Origin of the sequence: Wolbachia endosymbiont of Laodelphax striatellus (genome assembly GCF_007115015.1) — a bacterium.
In the GTDB taxonomy this organism is placed as follows: domain Bacteria; phylum Pseudomonadota; class Alphaproteobacteria; order Rickettsiales; family Anaplasmataceae; genus Wolbachia.
In genome coordinates this window covers 656,106-672,486 of sequence record NZ_MUIX01000001.1, presented here as the reverse complement: position 1 = coordinate 672,486, position 16,381 = coordinate 656,106, and the positions used below count along the sequence as shown (strand labels likewise).

Annotated in this window: 16 protein-coding genes, 1 tRNA gene and 3 pseudogenes; 14 read left to right on the top strand and 6 right to left on the bottom strand. The window is 35.9% G+C overall.

What is annotated here, in order from left to right:
- Window positions 1-8: 8 nt before the first annotated feature.
- Entirely contained in the window at window positions 9-1,130 is a 1,122-nt protein-coding gene (locus tag BVG17_RS03105) for an alpha/beta hydrolase family protein (RefSeq protein WP_063630729.1), read from the bottom strand.
- Between the two features lie 181 nt (window positions 1,131-1,311).
- On the opposite strand from BVG17_RS03105, the gene BVG17_RS03100 reads away from it, so the two are divergent.
- From BVG17_RS03100 to BVG17_RS03085, 4 genes are read left to right on the top strand one after another with little or no spacing between them, the layout of a single operon-like run.
- Window positions 1,312-1,971 (top strand): CADD family putative folate metabolism protein, encoded by a 660-nt coding sequence (locus BVG17_RS03100; protein WP_063630728.1) that lies wholly within the window; start codon window positions 1,312-1,314, stop codon window positions 1,969-1,971.
- 22 nt (window positions 1,972-1,993) lie between these two features.
- Complete coding sequence (locus tag BVG17_RS03095; protein WP_063630727.1) at window positions 1,994-2,380, top strand: dihydroneopterin aldolase; 387 nt, start codon at window positions 1,994-1,996, stop codon at window positions 2,378-2,380.
- Window positions 2,377-3,630 carry a dihydropteroate synthase gene (folP, locus tag BVG17_RS03090; protein ID WP_063630726.1) on the top strand — a complete coding sequence of 418 codons (1,254 nt, stop codon included), beginning with the start codon at window positions 2,377-2,379 and terminating at the stop codon, window positions 3,628-3,630. The genes BVG17_RS03095 and folP overlap by 4 nt, the downstream gene beginning before the upstream one ends.
- The gene (locus tag BVG17_RS03085; RefSeq protein ID WP_063630725.1) at window positions 3,627-4,097 is read left to right on the top strand and encodes a dihydrofolate reductase; all 471 of its coding nucleotides are present in this window, start codon (window positions 3,627-3,629) and stop codon (window positions 4,095-4,097) included. The genes folP and BVG17_RS03085 overlap by 4 nt, the downstream gene beginning before the upstream one ends.
- A gap of 271 nt (window positions 4,098-4,368) precedes the next feature.
- On the opposite strand, the pseudogene BVG17_RS03080 reads toward BVG17_RS03085, so the two are convergent.
- Window positions 4,369-5,148, bottom strand: a pseudogene (locus tag BVG17_RS03080) (PGAP1-like alpha/beta domain-containing protein); the annotation flags it as partial.
- 82 nt (window positions 5,149-5,230) lie between these two features.
- Here BVG17_RS03080 and BVG17_RS03070 point away from each other — a divergent pair.
- Window positions 5,231-6,376, top strand: a pseudogene (locus BVG17_RS03070) (IS3 family transposase).
- A 45-nt stretch (window positions 6,377-6,421) separates the two neighbouring features.
- On the opposite strand, the pseudogene BVG17_RS10495 reads toward BVG17_RS03070, so the two are convergent.
- Window positions 6,422-6,544, bottom strand: a pseudogene (locus tag BVG17_RS10495) (alpha/beta hydrolase); the annotation flags it as partial.
- Window positions 6,545-6,666: 122 nt separating this feature from the next.
- On the opposite strand from BVG17_RS10495, the gene BVG17_RS03060 reads away from it, so the two are divergent.
- A complete protein-coding gene (locus BVG17_RS03060; protein WP_158621802.1) occupies window positions 6,667-6,807 on the top strand; it encodes a hypothetical protein in 141 nt (46 codons plus the stop codon).
- 191 nt (window positions 6,808-6,998) lie between these two features.
- Here BVG17_RS03060 and BVG17_RS03055 read toward each other — a convergent pair whose 3' ends face one another.
- Complete coding sequence (locus BVG17_RS03055; protein ID WP_063630723.1) at window positions 6,999-7,796, bottom strand: ankyrin repeat domain-containing protein; 798 nt, start codon at window positions 7,794-7,796, stop codon at window positions 6,999-7,001.
- Window positions 7,797-8,020: 224 nt separating this feature from the next.
- On the opposite strand from BVG17_RS03055, the gene cutA reads away from it, so the two are divergent.
- The 3 genes from cutA (at window position 8,021) to BVG17_RS03040 (ending at window position 8,985) form a co-directional block, all read left to right on the top strand.
- The gene (gene cutA, locus BVG17_RS03050; RefSeq protein ID WP_063630722.1) at window positions 8,021-8,356 is read left to right on the top strand and encodes a divalent-cation tolerance protein CutA; all 336 of its coding nucleotides are present in this window, start codon (window positions 8,021-8,023) and stop codon (window positions 8,354-8,356) included.
- Window positions 8,347-8,418 (top strand) — tRNA-Gln (locus tag BVG17_RS03045). Before cutA ends, BVG17_RS03045 begins: the two co-directional genes overlap by 10 nt.
- A gap of 138 nt (window positions 8,419-8,556) precedes the next feature.
- Window positions 8,557-8,985 carry a hypothetical protein gene (locus BVG17_RS03040; protein WP_241654146.1) on the top strand — a complete coding sequence of 143 codons (429 nt, stop codon included), beginning with the start codon at window positions 8,557-8,559 and terminating at the stop codon, window positions 8,983-8,985.
- Here the strand turns inward: BVG17_RS03040 and BVG17_RS03035 are convergent.
- Window positions 8,982-9,272 (bottom strand): hypothetical protein, encoded by a 291-nt coding sequence (locus tag BVG17_RS03035; RefSeq protein ID WP_063630720.1) that lies wholly within the window; start codon window positions 9,270-9,272, stop codon window positions 8,982-8,984. The two genes, BVG17_RS03040 and BVG17_RS03035, sit on opposite strands and share 4 nt — an antisense overlap.
- Window positions 9,273-10,170: 898 nt before the next feature.
- On the opposite strand from BVG17_RS03035, the gene ltrA (BVG17_RS03025) reads away from it, so the two are divergent.
- Window positions 10,171-11,484, top strand: coding sequence for a group II intron reverse transcriptase/maturase (ltrA, locus tag BVG17_RS03025; RefSeq protein WP_143688734.1), 1,314 nt, complete (start codon window positions 10,171-10,173; stop codon window positions 11,482-11,484).
- A gap of 144 nt (window positions 11,485-11,628) precedes the next feature.
- Here the strand turns inward: ltrA (BVG17_RS03025) and dapE are convergent, their stop codons facing one another.
- A complete protein-coding gene (gene dapE, locus BVG17_RS03020; RefSeq protein ID WP_063630719.1) occupies window positions 11,629-12,825 on the bottom strand; it encodes a succinyl-diaminopimelate desuccinylase in 1,197 nt (398 codons plus the stop codon).
- A 42-nt stretch (window positions 12,826-12,867) separates the two neighbouring features.
- On the opposite strand from dapE, the gene BVG17_RS03015 reads away from it, so the two are divergent.
- The 4 genes from BVG17_RS03015 (at window position 12,868) to BVG17_RS09970 (ending at window position 16,105) form a co-directional block, all read left to right on the top strand.
- Entirely contained in the window at window positions 12,868-14,133 is a 1,266-nt protein-coding gene (locus BVG17_RS03015) for an iron-containing alcohol dehydrogenase (RefSeq protein WP_063630718.1), read from the top strand.
- 451 nt (window positions 14,134-14,584) lie between these two features.
- Entirely contained in the window at window positions 14,585-14,707 is a 123-nt protein-coding gene (locus BVG17_RS09975) for a hypothetical protein (protein ID WP_255447004.1), read from the top strand.
- Between the two features lie 43 nt (window positions 14,708-14,750).
- Entirely contained in the window at window positions 14,751-15,977 is a 1,227-nt protein-coding gene (gene ltrA / locus BVG17_RS03010; RefSeq protein WP_143688717.1) for a group II intron reverse transcriptase/maturase, read from the top strand.
- Window positions 15,971-16,105: a hypothetical protein gene (locus BVG17_RS09970; RefSeq protein WP_255447016.1), complete on the top strand. Its 135-nt coding sequence runs from the start codon at window positions 15,971-15,973 to the stop codon at window positions 16,103-16,105. The genes ltrA (BVG17_RS03010) and BVG17_RS09970 overlap by 7 nt, the downstream gene beginning before the upstream one ends.
- The last annotated feature ends 276 nt before the right edge of the window (window positions 16,106-16,381 follow it).

Below are 16,381 nucleotides of genomic sequence, written 5' to 3'. Positions count from 1 at the left end.
AGAAACACTTATTTCAATATTTGAAGAGATGTTAGCTTTTTAGATATACTCTGACTTATTGAATAATTCTTTAAATTGGTAAAATACTGTTTCTTTTCCTCTATTTCTTTTTCACTATTCTTTTCAAATATCACTTCTATTTTTATCTCTTGGTTGAGCGAGCCCTTCTTTTTGAAATAATCATCTGTGAATTCTAAAAAGAGTGAAATTAGCTCAGGAAGAGTGTATTTGTGTTCACTTGATGAGCACAATTCTGTAATCGGAGAAAAGTGAATATCATCTGCCTTAATAGGTAGTAACGATAGAAACTTATTCCAGCATTTTCTCATTATTCCAACTTCAGATTCAAGGTTTTTTATTTTAGCTAAATCGGTATGCTCCATGAAAAACTCTTTGTATTGCTCAAAACCTTCAAAAGTTTCTTTTTTTTGATAGTTTTTTTTCCTATGACTTTTTTCTATATCAGAAATTTTAGTACCTATATTTGCCTGCTTACTAATAAAGCCATCGTTCTCTAGATTAAAACAAATTGTGTATGGAGTAATATCGTTTACTATTGTATGTGGCTTAAAGTGCCAACCAAAGCATTTGAGTATGAATTTTATTATAGGAGGAAATAGCCATTTAGGTTTTGATATGTGTAGTAATTTCACTACAAGTTTTTTGAATGAGCTAAAGGATTTATTGATAATGCATCTTAAATGAATATTGTCATCTTTTTTAAACTTTTTATAAACCTCCGCAGCTATTGGTCCTCCAGCACAGCTTCCATACAGTACTATATTGTCTGGGTGAATGCCTTGCTTTAGAAGATCTGAAATGACTGCAATTCCTGCATTTACTCGATTTCGACCGTTTAAAGAATGACCTTTGCTTTTTCCAGAACCAGGAAAATTAATAAGGTGAACATCCATACCTGCTTCAGCTGCCCAATTCCATTCACTTTTGTCTTCATCTGGCTCTTTTTCAAAAGTATATGTAAGCCCTGGAAAGTAAACTATATGCTTTTTCTTTCTGCTATCTGCACTGCTCTTCGAGTTTGACATCACTATCTTTTGAATTCGCATTCCATTTTGAACTTCTACGAACTCTTCCCTAATTTTTATTGTATTTTCTTCTGTTACTTTCATTTTGCGTTTTTCACTATATTAATTTAATAATACATGAAATTTTAGAAAAAATCAACTTTACTAAAAAAATTAACTTATAGCGTATCTATCTTTATATTTATTGGAATTAAAGTAGTAGTGAGAAATGCCTCTTGACATTTGATAAACCTAAACGTAGCCTAAAACAATTTACTGTTTATTTATGACATTTGTTCAATCACTTAATAGTCAATTAGATAGTTTACACTTATTAAAACACCCGTTTTACGAGTCATGGAATGAAGGTAGCTTAAGCCTGCAGGCTCTGCAAACCTACGCTAAGGAATATTATCACCATGTTGCTGCTTTTCCTCGTTATATCAGCGGTATACATTCCTTGTGTACGAATTTGAAAATGCGGCAAGTTTTACTTGGTAATTTAATAGAGGAAGAACAAGGCGACGATAATCACCCAGAATTATGGCAGCGTTTTGCTGAAGGACTGGGAGTAGCACGTTCAGAACTTTGTGAAAATGCACAAATTAAGGAGACACGAGAATTAGTTGATGGTTATTTTGACATTGTAAAATCAGATTTTGCAGCAGGTCTTGGAGCTCTGTACGCTTATGAACGTCAAACTCCAGAGGTTTCTAAGTCTAAAATTGAAGGTCTGAAAAAACACTATTCAATAAATGATGAGCGTTCTCTCAAATTTTTTACCGTTCATATGGAAGCTGATGAGTGGCATTCTGAAGAATGTGCAAACCTTATTGCAGATTTAAACGAAGAAGAACAAGAGAAAGTTATGCAAGGCGCTGAAAAAGGAGCAAAACTCTTATGGGGTTTTCTTGATGGCATGATGAATGTTGATGTTTGTCATTAATTATAAGTAGATACTAAATTCAGTGGTAGCATGTAATCTTCTTATATCTGATTTACGGCTTTGGGTTCATTTGGGATGTAGTGCAGAAGAGAAGTCTTCTCCCCAATTGGTGAGTATTGACGTTGATTTCACTTTTAAATCTCCTCCTTCAGGGATTACAACTGATCAACTTAAAGATACTATCTGCTATTTGGAAGTAGTGCAAAATATTCAATCTCTTGTTCAGGGCAAGCAATTTAATTTAATCGAGCATTTAACTCATGAGATATACAGAGCTATTAATAACCTTTTGCTGCGAAAGAAGCATATTATTTCTTCTGTCAGGGTGACTACTCACAAAATCGCACCACCAGTTCCTGGTGTGCATGGGGGCGTTTTTTTTACTTACTGTAATGAATTGCAAGAATGATCTATATTTCTATTGGATCAAATATAGGGAATCGCCTTTCCCATTTACAAAGAGCTACTGAGTTACTAAAGAAGCGCTATTTAAAAGACTTAAAGTCTTCGATCATTCTAGAAACTAAGGCTATTTTACCAAATGATGCTCCACCTGATTGGAACAAGCCATTTCTCAACATGATTGTCTATGGAAGTTATTCTTCTTCTCCTGAGGAGCTACTAAAAGGCTTAAAACAAATCGAATGTGATATTGGTCGTCCACAAGTCTACGAAAAATGGGCACCTCGTGTTATTGATTTAGATATTTTGTTATGGGATGATCTAACGCTTGATATACCTGACCTTAAAATTCCTCACCCAGAATTAGTAAATAGACCATTTTTGCTCCACTTGATGGCAATGGTTAACAAAACCTTTGCTTTCAATGTTCAAGACTGTTTTTCAAAGAGTTTTACGCTTTCACCAAAGCTTATGGGTATCGTCAATATTACCCCTGATTCATTTTCAGATGGTGGTCTTTATTATGATGCGAATCGAGCAACCAAGCAGGCATTGCAGCTGGTATCAGATGGTGCAAGCATAGTTGATCTTGGAGCTCAATCAACAAGGCCTGGAGCTTCAATAAAGACGCCAGAGGAAGAGTATGAACGTCTAAAACCAGTACTTGATAATCTTAGCGACTATATGAAAAATGGTGATATTGAAGTCAGCATTGATAGTTTTTGGCCAGACGTTATTTTAAACGTTTTGAAGCACTACAATATTGCCTGGGTAAATGATCAGAAGGGAGATCTGAGTAGTAATACCTTAAAAGAAGTTGCTAGTAGTGGGTGTAATGTCGTTATTATGCATTCACTTTCGATACCACCACATAAGGACAATATTATTCCACATGATATTGACCCAATTGATATCATAAATAATTGGGCAGAGGAGAGCATTAATAGGTTACTTGACCTTGGTTTTGATGAAAATTCAATAATTATTGATCCTGGTATTGGTTTTGGCAAATCTATGTATCAGAATATTCAGATTTTACGCAGTATAGAAACTTTACAAAATTTTGGCTGCAAGGTTTTAGTTGGTCATTCCAGAAAGTCATTTATTTCCTCTTTTTCCATAGAATCTCCCTCTAATAGAGATTTAGAAACAATTGCTACATCTGCTATACTGCAAAATAAGGTTGATTTCCTTAGAGTACATAATGTACGTGACCACATGAGATTTTTTGTAGCCCAAGCTGTCTTAAAGGGATGAAGATTATTGGAATTATGGCTGTTGACCCTAATGGGGTAATTGGAATAAATAATGATTTGCCCTGGCGTTATCCAAGTGAGTTTAAACATTTTTGTCAAGTAACCGACAAGCAAGTTATTGTGATGGGAAGAAAGACATTTGAAACCGTGCCTCAAAGCATACTAAAGAATCGTACACCTATTGTTTTCTCCCGTAACAAGTGTTTTAATAGAGGCCCAAAATGTACTGTTGTCTCTTCCATGCAAGAATTTCTGTCAATTCAAAGTAGTTCTCAAGTCTTTGTGATTGGTGGGGCACAAATAGTACACCTTTTTTTAGAGCATAACCTAATCTCAGAATTTATTATGACTGAAATGCATAAAACTTATAAAGGTGATACGTATTTCAATTTAGCATTTTTTGATGGATGGAATAAAACTATTCTTACCAAGACAGAAGATTATACTATATACAAACTATTGAAGTAATTATCGTATTGAAAGCATTAGATTTCTTACATAACTGGAATTTAAAAGTTGGTGTCATGAAAGTAGCTGACACTGGTTCCTTTTTGGTAGTGTCATTCCAGCATCAAGTGCTGGAATGACAGGGGAGAACTACTAAATGACATCTTCAATTTCTGTACAGCTACATTGCAAGAAAGGAAGCACTGGCTTCACATTAGCAAATTCCCTGAACAGATGCATACAATTTAATACGTAATGAAGTGTGACCTTAGCCAAAAAAGCAGCAGAAAAGTTAACGCGTTCTAGACGTAACTTTACTAAGTACCATTTCTCTTAATTCTTCAGTCAGTGTGACACTATCCAAAACACTGTTATGAGGATCATCTCCATATATAAACAGATTATCACGAATCTTAATCGGATTACCATTTAATAATCGATCATCTCTTATTGCATTTGCCAACTGTGCAGGAAGTGGTATTAATTTGTCTCTTGCGTGATTAATAATTACTATTAGCGTTTTTTCATTTTGTGACTTTTGCAAATTATCTGCTATATCAAAGTCTAAATCGAAGGCTTTTAGTATTCTTTTTAGTAGGAATGAAGGCAGTATACTCAAAATTTTCGTTTGAGGCATTGGAAAATGCTCTATTGCTGTATGAAAAGAACTAAAAGTGCTAGTGAAGACAATTCCTCCAAGTTTAACATCTCTATTCGCAAAATGCTTTAACACTTCCGATGCAACTGCTCCTCCAAAAGAATGACCGAAAAGTATAATATTTTCGGGTTTCACACCTTGATTTATTAGTTGATTAATTTTCTCTATTGAAGACTTGAATAAGTTTTGATTCTTATTTAGAAACGGAATCATGAGTAGCAATATAGATAAAAAAACACAAGCTAAAGCTGCTAAGACTGCCAATCCAACTGTTCTAGCTGTTATTGGATTAGTAAGCAGTATGACAGTAGGTGGCAATATTGATGCTAGTAAGCATACGAAGCTGGTTAAGGCATAAGTTATATAATTTTGAAATGCAGCCGGGTATTTGTGTGCATGAGTGTGAAAATTAGGTATTGACCTTACCCAGAAAAAGTAGACAGAAAGTTAAGACGTTTTTGAAGTAAAATAAAACGTTTTTTCAAAGAGGTGTGGTATGACAAAAAGAAAAGAATATACAGCAGAATTCAAAATTGAAGCTATAAGACTAGTAAAAGAAACAGGTCAATCATCAGCAAAAATAGCAAGAGATTTGGGTATTAGCGGTAAGCAGATGGGTAAAAACATACAATGATAGAATGTCTGGAGTAGATGCGTTTCCAGGAAAGGGGAAAGTAGCTCATTGTGACAAAGAAAAGTTTGATTTAAAGAAAGAGCTGGCAAGAGTAACGAGGGAAAGAGACATTTTAAAAAAAGCCCTGGGATATTTTGCAAACCAAAAAGAGTAAAATATTCTTTTATAAAAGAACATGAAAACTGCTATAAAATACGGGAATTATGCAGATTTTTGAACGTATCTGCTTGTGGTTATTATAAATGGATTACTAAGGAAAAAAACAACAAAAAATCAATAAGAGAAGAGCTCATACAAGATATTCAGAAGGTATATCGATCATCACAATGCAGATACGGAGCTCCTAAAATTCACGCTGAATTAAAGGCTTTAGGTAAAAATTATAACATCAAAACAGTGCAAAATATTATGCAGAAAAATGGCATTCAAGCTAAGCTTAGACGAAAGTTTAAAAGTAAAAAACCACAAATAGACAATAGAGTTATAACTCCTAACATATTAAATCAGAATTTCATCGCTGATCAACCTAACAAGATATGGGTAACTGATATTACGTACATAAAAACTAATGAAGGATGGTTATATTTGGCAGCAATAATAGATTTATATTCACGCATGGTGATTGGGTGGTCAATGAGTAATGCAGTAAATAGGCAATTAGTTATAGATGCGTTATTCATGGCTATTGGTAGGCGCAAATCTCCTAAAAATCTACTATTTCATAGCGATCAAGGATCGCAATACACCTCTAAAAATTATCAATTTTTACTAAGTACAAAAAATATTACTTCTAGTATGAGTCACAAAGGTTGTTGTTATGATAATGCTGTTTCAGAGAGCTTTTTTAGTTCACTTAAGAGAGAGTTACTCATTGATACTTCACAACACTCTGCACAACAAGCTAAAACCGCAATATTTGAATATATAGAAATTTTTTATAATAAACAGCGTAGACATTCTACTATTAACTATTGCATTCCTGAGCTTTTTGATTCATCATTCTCATAGCAAAAACGTCTTAACTTTCTGTCTACTTTTTCTGGGTAAGGTCAGTATATCATGGTGGTGCATGAGCTCAGATTGCATATCTTTACAGAATGTAGTTGCATTTTTATAATTATCCCCTAATCCATGAAAGAATATAAGATGTATTTCTTTTTCTTGAGTACTGTGCATTGCCCCTCCTATAAGATATTACCAACCATATACTATTTTTAAAATTTCGCCAAGTTTTCTTTATGTTAACTAGCGAAACGGCAATCTTAAAATGCTTGCAAGACCTACTTACATCAAGTTGCATGAGTTTTTTTGTATCCGTTCATCAGAGTAGTAAAATAAGGAAAAGAGAAAAGACGACTAGAGGAATAAATGATGTCATGAAAGTAGCTGACACTGGTTCCTTTATGGTGGTGTCATTCCAGCATCAAGTGCTGGAATGACAGGGGAGAACTACTAAATGACATCTTCAATTTCTGTACAGCTACATTGCAAGAAAGGAAGCACTGGCTTTCACATTAGCAAATTCCCTGAACAGATGCATACAACTTAATGCGTAATGAAATGTGACCTTAGCCAAAAAAAAGCAGCAGAAAATGTTCTAGTTGTTGCTCTCCTAGATCATAAAATCTACTTACATCAAGTTGCATGAAATTTGTTCCGTACATCCTCTCTGTTTTTCTTGCTTAGGATCTTTTAACCTGGAAAAAGGTAACTTACTCCAAAATTTATTGTCTTGATGTGCCCCCCATTCTCTAAGAATTTCAACCATTTTACAATATTTCAATCTCTCAGATACCTCCAATGGCGTTCTTCCAGAGTAGCCTTTATAATTCAGATCTGCTCCACTTTCTTTGCAAAACTCAGCAATTTTGATATCACGTTTAGCAACAGAACACAGGAGAAATTCTCCGTATGTTTCCTTAATACAGTACCCCTTGTTTTGCACAAAATCCTCTACTGTTTTTACTAAGTTTTCTTTGCTTAAACCTTTCTCAAAGCAGCTAGAGAGTGTACCGTAATAAAAATCTTCTATTTCATCACGATAATCTGGCTTTATTAGTTTGGGAGAAGGTTTACCACAATACTTATCAGTATCTCCACGCGCACCCCATTTTTCAAGAGTTTCAATCATTTGATTTTTTCCATTTTCTCTAGCAAGCCAGAGAGGTGTTCTTCCATCATCACTTACATAATCAAGGTTCGCTCCGCGATTTTTACAAAATTCAGCAACTTGAATATCACCTTGAGTGGCAGCAATAACCAATAAGCAGTTATATACTTCTTTAGATTTCCATTTATTGTTACTTATAAGATTATCTATTGTTCTCTCTGCACTTTCTCTATCACCCTGTTTAATGTATGAAAATATATTCTGCCAATATAATCTCATTCCTGAATCTATAGCTTTTTTTTCCTGACCACTATTCATAATGTCTCCTTGCAACAAGCTAGTTACAACTCTTTCCAGCGCAAAGAGCTGCTTTATTAGCTACTTTGTATACTCACCAAATTCCATTGTCAAACAAATATCTGTGCGCAAATTGCTACAATGCTCGTACAGCTGTGTGTCAAGCACTGAAGAGGTCTCTCCTATTTTCTCTTGATGAATAAATCTAAGTAGAGTATAGTAAAAATGCATTTATGTAGCGGTTAATGAGCAATTTAGTTTTAGTCTATATAACTTTTTCAAACCTGAAAGAGGCTAAGACTATTTCTGAAGAATTGTTAAACGAGAAGTTAATTGTATGTGTAAATATATTTCCCGAAGTAAATTCTCTGTATTTATGGGAAGGTAAAATTAATAGTAATTGTGAAATAGTGGCAATTATGAAGAGCAGGAATGATCAGACTGATAAGATTGTAGAAAAAATCGAGGCAATGCATTCTTATGATCAACCAGCCGTTGTGATAATACCCATAGGAAAAGCGAATAAATCTTTTACTAATTGGGTTAATAATGTTATTGATATAAACAATATTGGGGTGTAGCCAAGTGGTAAGGCAGCGGTTTTTGATACCGCCACGCGAAGGTTCGAATCCTTCCACCCCAGCTTTATTAAAGTGTGCGTGAAATGATATCACTTTTTTATAAATTAAGGTTATTTAATTATATACTGGGCAGCTTGAAAGATATAGTTGTCAAGCTATTTCTTTTCACTCTGTATCTTTATACATCGAGCATTATGCTCATGTTTCTCACCAGTGGCTTTTGGTATGCTGTAGAGTTTAGCTCTTTCAAAAATGCATTTTACCATTTGTATCAATATTTAAAATGGTATTATGAAAATAGAGATGATTTGGGTTATGGAGTTTCTATTAGAATATTAGTAGCGTTTCTTACTCCGCATTTTTTCTACAAATTATTTTCTGGCACAGGCTGGAAGTCTTTTTTCAAGGAGAAGATAGTTCAGATACTCAGCACAAGAAGAAAAATGAGTAATAAACCAAATGGCAGTAGTTATGGTTATAGTAATAAGAACAGTTACGGTAACAATAATCTTCAAGAGGCAGAACGGAAAGTGAATATGATAAAGCAGCTATTAATCCAAGATATAGATGAAGCTATAGAAAAAAGATTAAATGATATTTTTCTTGGTGAGAGGGGTAAACCTCATTAAAAGGGCTTTATCTTTTTTAGAGTTGGCTGTATTTTGTTTTTTACGTATAATGGATCGCAATCAGCCAGTATACATGTTTCAACAAAATCTTGACTGAAGTCTGATAGCCAGGAAGTTGCTTTACGTTTCTCTACCAAGCTTTCTGTTTTTTTACAGTTACTTGCTGCATCAATCATTGCCTGTGATATCACTGATTGCCACAGTATGCAGTACCTTTGTATATCATCTAAAGTGCTATTTGCTTCGTGATGGTGAAAAAATTCTTTGAAATTGAAGTTATTTGACATTACGTACCTCTTTAAGTTGAAAATTAGAATTTGAAGTAGTGCGAAAGTTGTCTGCTGCAATGAATAGCCTTTATGACAGTCAGACCGGGTTTTATGTGAGCTATAAATGTTTAAGAAATTATATCTGTTCAGATCTATGTGAAACCAGTGCTTCTTTTCTTGTTATCCGAGCTGGGATCCAGGTTGACAAAAGCGCTTTACAACGTTTTGTGTACAAAAGCCAGTGTTGCATGACACTATTTGTTCTTACACCCTTTTTGTCTATCTTATTTTGTCACTCTGCTGAACAGATAATTTTCGCCAATAAGCTTTCTACTGAATTTTTGTTATTAAGCTCGCACAGATCAAAGACAAGTTTTGAGTCAAAAATACCCTTAATATTATAATAAGGGGGTGGCAAAATGTGTGCGCCAAGAAGTGCGTAAGGAACAGTTGGTGAAAATCCAACACGGGTAAAGCTTAGCCAGCAGCCTGGAACAAACCATTATGCTGCGTAAGGTAACGAGCGTAGTAAAGCTAATGGAATGGACAACATAGGGTGCAACGAAAGTGAAGGTATTGAGTCCCGTAATTCACGCGTCATGGGGGCCGACACTTTACATTTGGTGGAAGGCAGCATGGGTAATAACGCTAAGGCAAGGTATTACTCACCCCGTCGGGATCGAAGGCCGCGTCATGTGTTGAGAGGGACCTTACGTGAACTTGGGAGATCCTTTGTATTCCTGTAAGGGTACTCTGGAACAAGTCAATAAAGGCGAGGACTGGAGGAAGATGCAAAGGAAGTCGGACTAACTGATAGTACTCGGAGTGTGGGAAAGCCACATACAAGGGGAAGCGGTTAGCAATATAGTGACTGGTATAGGGATTGCTATACCAATACAACAGAGATTGGAGGAGTATGCAAGGAAAACTAAACCAGATAGCAGTAAGGGCTAAGCAAGATAAGCGAGTAAAATTTACATCGCTAGTTCATTTGATTAATGAAGAGAATCTTGCAGAGTGTTACAAGGAACTAAAACGCAACAAGGCTTGTGGTATAGATCGTGTGACAGTGGAAGCTTATGGAGAAAATCTAGAAGAGAAACTTAAAACACTAGTGGATAGTATGAAGAGAAAACAATATCAACCGCAACCAGTGAAAAGGGTATACATACCCAAAGCCGGGAGCAAAGAGAAGCGCGGCCTCGGAATACCATCAACTGAAGATAAGTTGGTACAGGTAATGCTAAAGAAGATATTAGAAAATATTTATGAAGCAAACTTTATGGACAGCTCGTATGGATTTCGACCAGGAAGAAATTGTCATCAGGCGATAAACGCTCTAGATAAAGCAGTTATGCACAAACCAATTAACTATATTGTAGAAGTGGATATCAAGAAGTTCTTTGATAATGTTCAACATAAATGGCTAATGAATTGTCTAAGGGAACGAATAGCTGACCCAAATTTATTGTGGTTAATAAAACGATTTCTAAAGGCAGGAATAGTCGAAGTTGGATGTTATAAAGCAACCGATCAAGGCACACCACAAGGTGGTATAGTAAGTCCTGTATTAGCTAATATATACTTACACTATGTGCTGGACTTATGGTTTGAAAAGAAATTTAAGCCAAAAGCCAGAGGATATATACAGCTAATAAGGTTTTGCGACGATTTTGTAGTTGGCTGCGAGAGGGAAGAAGACACAAAAGAATTTCTAGAATTACTGAAACAAAGACTAAGTAAATTTGGGTTGGAAATAGCTGAAAATAAAACAAAAATAGTAAAGTTTGGTAAGAAAGAATGGTATCAAGCAGAAAGAGAGAAACGTAGGACGGCTAGCTTCAACTTTCTAGGATTTACACATTATTGTGGAAAAAGTCGTAATGGTAAACTTATGATGAAGCAGAAAACTTCAAAAATAAGCCTAGCCAGAAAGATTAAAGAAATCAAAGAGTGGTTGAAGATGGTACGAAGTCGTATCTGTCTCAAAGATTGGTGGCAGAAACTTAAAGCCAAAGTAACAGGACACTATAGCTACTTCGGAGTTAGCGGAAATTATCGGTGTTTGATTCAATTCTATCGACCGATAACAAAGCTAGCATTTAAGTGGATAAACCGACGTAGTCACAAGAAAAGTATGGATTGGGAACAGTTTACATACTATTTAAAAATAAATCCACTACCAAAGCCAAAGATATATGCTTCTTTGTACACAGGAGCACTAGTGTGAACGCTGTATTGTGGAGCCGTGTGCGGGAAATCCGCAAGCACGGTTCTTTTGGGGGGACTATGATTAAGAGACCAAATCGCTGGTTTTCAAGGTCATAAGTCTCTACCAGACGTCTAGTAAGTTTCTTCTCTATGCAACTGCACCTCAAGCTAATAATGGACCATCAGGCGTATTACCAATTACATTGATTTGGTTTAATATTTTATTAGTGGGGTAAAAATAATTTTTTATAAACTCCTTATATATAGCTGTTAATTTATGTATATCGTCTATTGATACGCATTCATTTACCTGATGTGCGGTTTTGTTGATCATACCAAATTCAATTACTGGACAAATATCCTTAATAAACGCAGCATCAGATGTGCCACCATTTGTACTCAGCACAGCATCAATACCGGTAATTTTATTTATCGCATCAAGCATAATATCAGTATTTCTATCAGGAGTAGAGAGAAAAACGTCCCTGCTGCTCTGCATAGACAGTTTATAATCGTTAGTCACATTGGTGCATATTGTATCAATCATCTTATATAAAACGTCCGGTGTTTGTGTATTGTTATATCGAACATTAAAACCTGCTGCTATTGAACTAGGTATTAGATTATTAGTATTATTTCCAACGTCGATAGTAGTAATTTCGCAATGTGAAGGCTGAAAGTATTTATTACCAGTATCAAAAGTGGTATCTTTTATCTTACTTAGTATCGATACCATTTTATATATTGGATTATCTGCTAGATCTGGGTAGGCAACGTGCCCTTGTTTACCATGGCAAATCAATTTAAATGTTGCAGAACCTCTTCTACCTATTTTTATGGTATCACCTAATTTCTCACTACTCGTTGGTTCTCCAACTATACAAAAATCTATCTTTTTTTGCTTACTTTTCATCCATTCCAAAACGGCCTTTGTTCCATGTTCTTCCGTGCTTTCTTCAGCACCGGTAATCAATGCACTGATTGAACCACTGAATCGAAACTTACCTGCAACTGAATCTACGATAGCAGCAATAAATGCAGCTACTCCGCCTTTCATATCAGCTGCTCCTCTTCCGTATAGCATTCCATCTCTAACTTCTGGCTTAAATGGATCAGATATCCAATCTTTTAACTCACCTGGTGGTACAACGTCAACATGTCCAGCAAAACACAAGTTTGGTACTCCATTTATATATTTCGCATAAAGATTTTTAACTTTATCACCAAACTCTAAAATCTCACATTCAAAACCACTTTTCTTAAGAATGGCTGCTATATGCTCTATTGCTCCATCGTCTTTTGGTGTTATACTTTTAAAAGAAATTAATTTCTTAGTTAGTTCTACAGGGTCAATCTTCATATCAATCTTGAAATACTAACATTACCGTATTGTAAACATTCTATGCGATATTTAAAACAAATATTACAGCACACAGAACAAGTTCTTATTAGGGGAGTAAGAGTACTTGCTGATAATATCTATGAAATATGTAGACAATACGGAAATGACATTTTTCTGATTGCAGATGAAAATACAGCAAAACTTTTAAACAAAAACATACTTAATAAAGTTTCTCATTTAATTATTCCAGCCACAACTGTCATTCCAGCGCGTGACTATGATGGATCGCAGTGTCACGCTACTTGGATGACACCAAATAGACTGAACAGCGCTGCTTCCCTCCAAACTGTAAACCTAGTTAGAAATAAAGCAAAAGATAGTGACTTAATGGTTGCATTTGGTAGTGGCACTGTTAATGATATCTGCAAATATGCAAGCTACCTCGAGAAAAAAGATTATATATCGTTCCCAACAGCCGCTTCCATGAATGGGTATAGCTCTGCAAACGCTTCAATATTAGTTGATGGATATAAAAAATCGTTCGGAGCACATCTTCCAAAGGCAATATACATTGATAACGATATAATTGCCAACGCACCACCACGCCTCACATTAAGTGGATTTGCAGATTTCATCTGCCGTTCAACAGTACAAGCCGATTGGCTATTATCTAATCTATTACTTGGCACAGAATATAATGAACTCCCCTTTAAACTTGTTCGCAATCTGGAGGAAATTTTGCTCAGAGAACACTTGGCACTTGCTAAAAAAGATAAAAGAGTAGTTTTATTACTTATGGAAGCCTTATTGATTTCAGGACTTGGAATGGTGATGTCAAAAGGCAGCTACTCTGCAAGCCAAGGAGAACATATGATAGCTCATGCAATGGAGACTGTAACAAAAGATTATTCCTCCTCGTTACATGGCGAAAAAATTGCTGTTACAACGATTACTATGGCTAACTTGCAAGAGGAGATATTGTCAATACGAAACCCGATTACCAAACCGATCACTTTAGATGTAAAACATATAACTCAGTGCTTTGGTAATACCGAATTTATAAAAATTCTAAAGCAGAAGCAAATGATGCAGCAAAAAATTCAAGAGATTATTTGCAAAGAATGGAGTAATATTTCTAGTTTAATTAAGCAAAATTTACTATCTGCAAAACACCTGCAGAAAGTATTTGAAGATCTATCAATTCCATACTTACCGGAGCATCTTAATTGGAACAAAGAGCAATATTGCAAGGTAGTCAATCTTACATTTGCAACAAGAGATAGATTCACCTTTCTTGACCTAGCTGGTTGTATAGAAAAAAGTTAGATTTTGTATATTCGTTCAGTAGGGTAGCAAAATAAGATAGACAAAAACACAGTAACAAATGGTGTCATTCAAGGTGTGCCGTAGAGACACAAAGAATGCTTAAAAATGAGCAAACTAAGTGCAAAGCTGCACAATAGATGAGGGTGGGCCCCTCGAAGTCGGTTTGCAAGAATAGGCTTCAAACAGCCATAAGCTGCTGTGGTAAAGAGCTATGGTAGTGAGCGTTATGGAAAAGGTGCAATTATGCATCATGTGTAAAATAGAGAGGCGAATGAAAATGAACCACTGATGAAGTGTCGAAATTCCAAAGACGACGTCAAAACCATGGGCTCTTGAATCTCTTGGGATAAACCTATCAGGAACTTGTTTACTGGATAGGTGGCGTCCGGCATAGAGGTGGCGTGAATCTATTTTAGGCTATTGTGTGGAACTGCGGGAACCTGTCGTTTCGATGATAAGGGAGAAATTCGAGGAGCTAAACTCTAAGGATGAGAGTACCGATGCGGAAAACAGGGGCGGATCGGCTCGTAGTAGTGAAGAAGTTTCTGTAATGGAAATGGAGCGAAGGGGCTGAGTTATTTAGTTTTAATTATTTATCAACCGAAAGGGAGGAGTTAATGAATAAAACAAAGTCTTTTGATATACCGAAGCAACTTATTTGGAGAGCTTATAAACAAGTATCGAAAAATAAAGGTGCTGCAGGTGTAGATGAGGTTTCGATAACAAAGTTTGAGGAAAATCTAAAAGATAATCTGTACAAACTATGGAATCGGATGTCATCCGGAAGTTATTTTCCAGAGCCAGTAAAAGCTGTGGCAATACCGAAGGATACGGGAGGAGGACAAAGAATTTTAGGTGTTCCTTCAGTATTCGACAGGATAGGGCAAACGGCAGCTTCTATGTATCTTGAGCCGCTAGTAGAGCCAAAATTCCACGAGGATTCATATGGTTATAGACCGAATAAATCTGCACTGGATGCGGTAGATACAGCACGCAAGAGATGCTGGAGGTACGATTGGACGATAGATCTTGATATAACCGGATTTTTCGACAATCTGGATCACGAATTAGTTTTACAAGCTATCAAGAAACATACAAACTGCAAATGGGTCATACTGTATGTTGAGAGGTGGATGAAAGCCCCTATTCAACAAGCAGATGGCACTAGGGAAGTGAGGAATAAGGGAGTTCCGCAAGGAGGTTCTGTAAGCCCAATCATTTCTAACATATTTATGCATCATGCGTTTGATATGTGGATGAGGCAAAACTACCCCACAATACCATTTGAAAGGTATGTTGATGATGCAATACTGCACTGCAAAACTAAGAGACAGGCAGACTTTATGAGAGTAAAGATTGAAGAAAGATTGGCTGAGTATAAGCTAAAGTTGCATCCTGAAAAGACACGGATAGTGTACTGTAAGAATAGCAACAGGAAGAATACATTTCCTATACAAAGCTTTGATTTTCTAGGATATACCTTTAGACCTAGAGGAGCAAAGAGCAAAATAGGGGAATATTTTGTTGGATTTCTACCTGCAATTAGCAATAAGGCCAAGAAAAAGATCACTCAAACCATAAGGTCATGGAAAATACATAGATTTACAGGAAAGAAGTTGGAGGAAATATCAAAGGAAGTAAATCCAATAGTCAGAGGCTGGTGTCAGTATTATGGCAGGTTTTACCAAACGGAGATGTATAAACTTCTTAATAATGTAGAGCGGCATCTAGAAAAGTGGGTAAGTAAGAAATATCTGATTGGAAAAAGACTAGCAAGGAAACTTCTAGGAAAAATGAGAACAGAAAATCCGAATACTTTTTACCACTGGAGGTTGGTATGGTAATCAAAGTACTGAATAATGGGAGCTGTGTGAATCGAGAGGTTCATGCACAGTTCTGTGAGGGGCTGGTGGGGAAGTTCCACTGGTCTACTCGACTAGCTATCCAGCCTTTCTTAACAACAAAAACTTAGCATGACTTTTGTGCTCAAAAAACTTCTGAATTCCAGCATCAAGTGCTGGAATGACATGGTGAAATATTATTCAAGTAGCCTCTGTCCCAGTGCCTATTCAGTGTCATTCAAGTCAACTCTTTTCTTGTCATCCGAGTGCCTAGACACTGGGATCCAGAAAACTTCACTTTAAATGAGTGCATTAGATTGTTTTTATATAGATGCCAGTGTTAGCTACTTGGATGAAATTCATTTAGTTGTCTTTTCTCATCTACCTTACCACTTTCTTGAACGGAT

Bases quoted from the DNA above. Each gene is read 5' to 3' on its own strand.
- BVG17_RS03105 (WP_063630729.1), bottom strand. From the start codon at position 1,130: ATGAAAGTAACAGAAGAAAATACAATAAAAATTAGGGAAGAGTTCGTA.
- BVG17_RS03100 (WP_063630728.1), top strand. From the start codon at position 1,312: ATGACATTTGTTCAATCACTTAATAGTCAATTAGATAGTTTACACTTA.
- folP (WP_063630726.1), top strand. From the start codon at position 2,377: ATGATCTATATTTCTATTGGATCAAATATAGGGAATCGCCTTTCCCAT.
- BVG17_RS03085 (WP_063630725.1), top strand. From the start codon at position 3,627: ATGAAGATTATTGGAATTATGGCTGTTGACCCTAATGGGGTAATTGGA.
- BVG17_RS03060 (WP_158621802.1), top strand. From the start codon at position 6,667: ATGAGTTTTTTTGTATCCGTTCATCAGAGTAGTAAAATAAGGAAAAGA.
- BVG17_RS03055 (WP_063630723.1), bottom strand. From the start codon at position 7,796: ATGAATAGTGGTCAGGAAAAAAAAGCTATAGATTCAGGAATGAGATTA.
- cutA (WP_063630722.1), top strand. From the start codon at position 8,021: ATGAGCAATTTAGTTTTAGTCTATATAACTTTTTCAAACCTGAAAGAG.
- BVG17_RS03040 (WP_241654146.1), top strand. From the start codon at position 8,557: ATGTTTCTCACCAGTGGCTTTTGGTATGCTGTAGAGTTTAGCTCTTTC.
- BVG17_RS03035 (WP_063630720.1), bottom strand. From the start codon at position 9,272: ATGTCAAATAACTTCAATTTCAAAGAATTTTTTCACCATCACGAAGCA.
- ltrA (WP_143688734.1), top strand. From the start codon at position 10,171: ATGCAAGGAAAACTAAACCAGATAGCAGTAAGGGCTAAGCAAGATAAG.
- dapE (WP_063630719.1), bottom strand. From the start codon at position 12,825: ATGAAGATTGACCCTGTAGAACTAACTAAGAAATTAATTTCTTTTAAA.
- BVG17_RS03015 (WP_063630718.1), top strand. From the start codon at position 12,868: ATGCGATATTTAAAACAAATATTACAGCACACAGAACAAGTTCTTATT.
- BVG17_RS09975 (WP_255447004.1), top strand. From the start codon at position 14,585: ATGATAAGGGAGAAATTCGAGGAGCTAAACTCTAAGGATGAGAGTACC.
- ltrA (WP_143688717.1), top strand. From the start codon at position 14,751: ATGAATAAAACAAAGTCTTTTGATATACCGAAGCAACTTATTTGGAGA.
- BVG17_RS09970 (WP_255447016.1), top strand. From the start codon at position 15,971: ATGGTAATCAAAGTACTGAATAATGGGAGCTGTGTGAATCGAGAGGTT.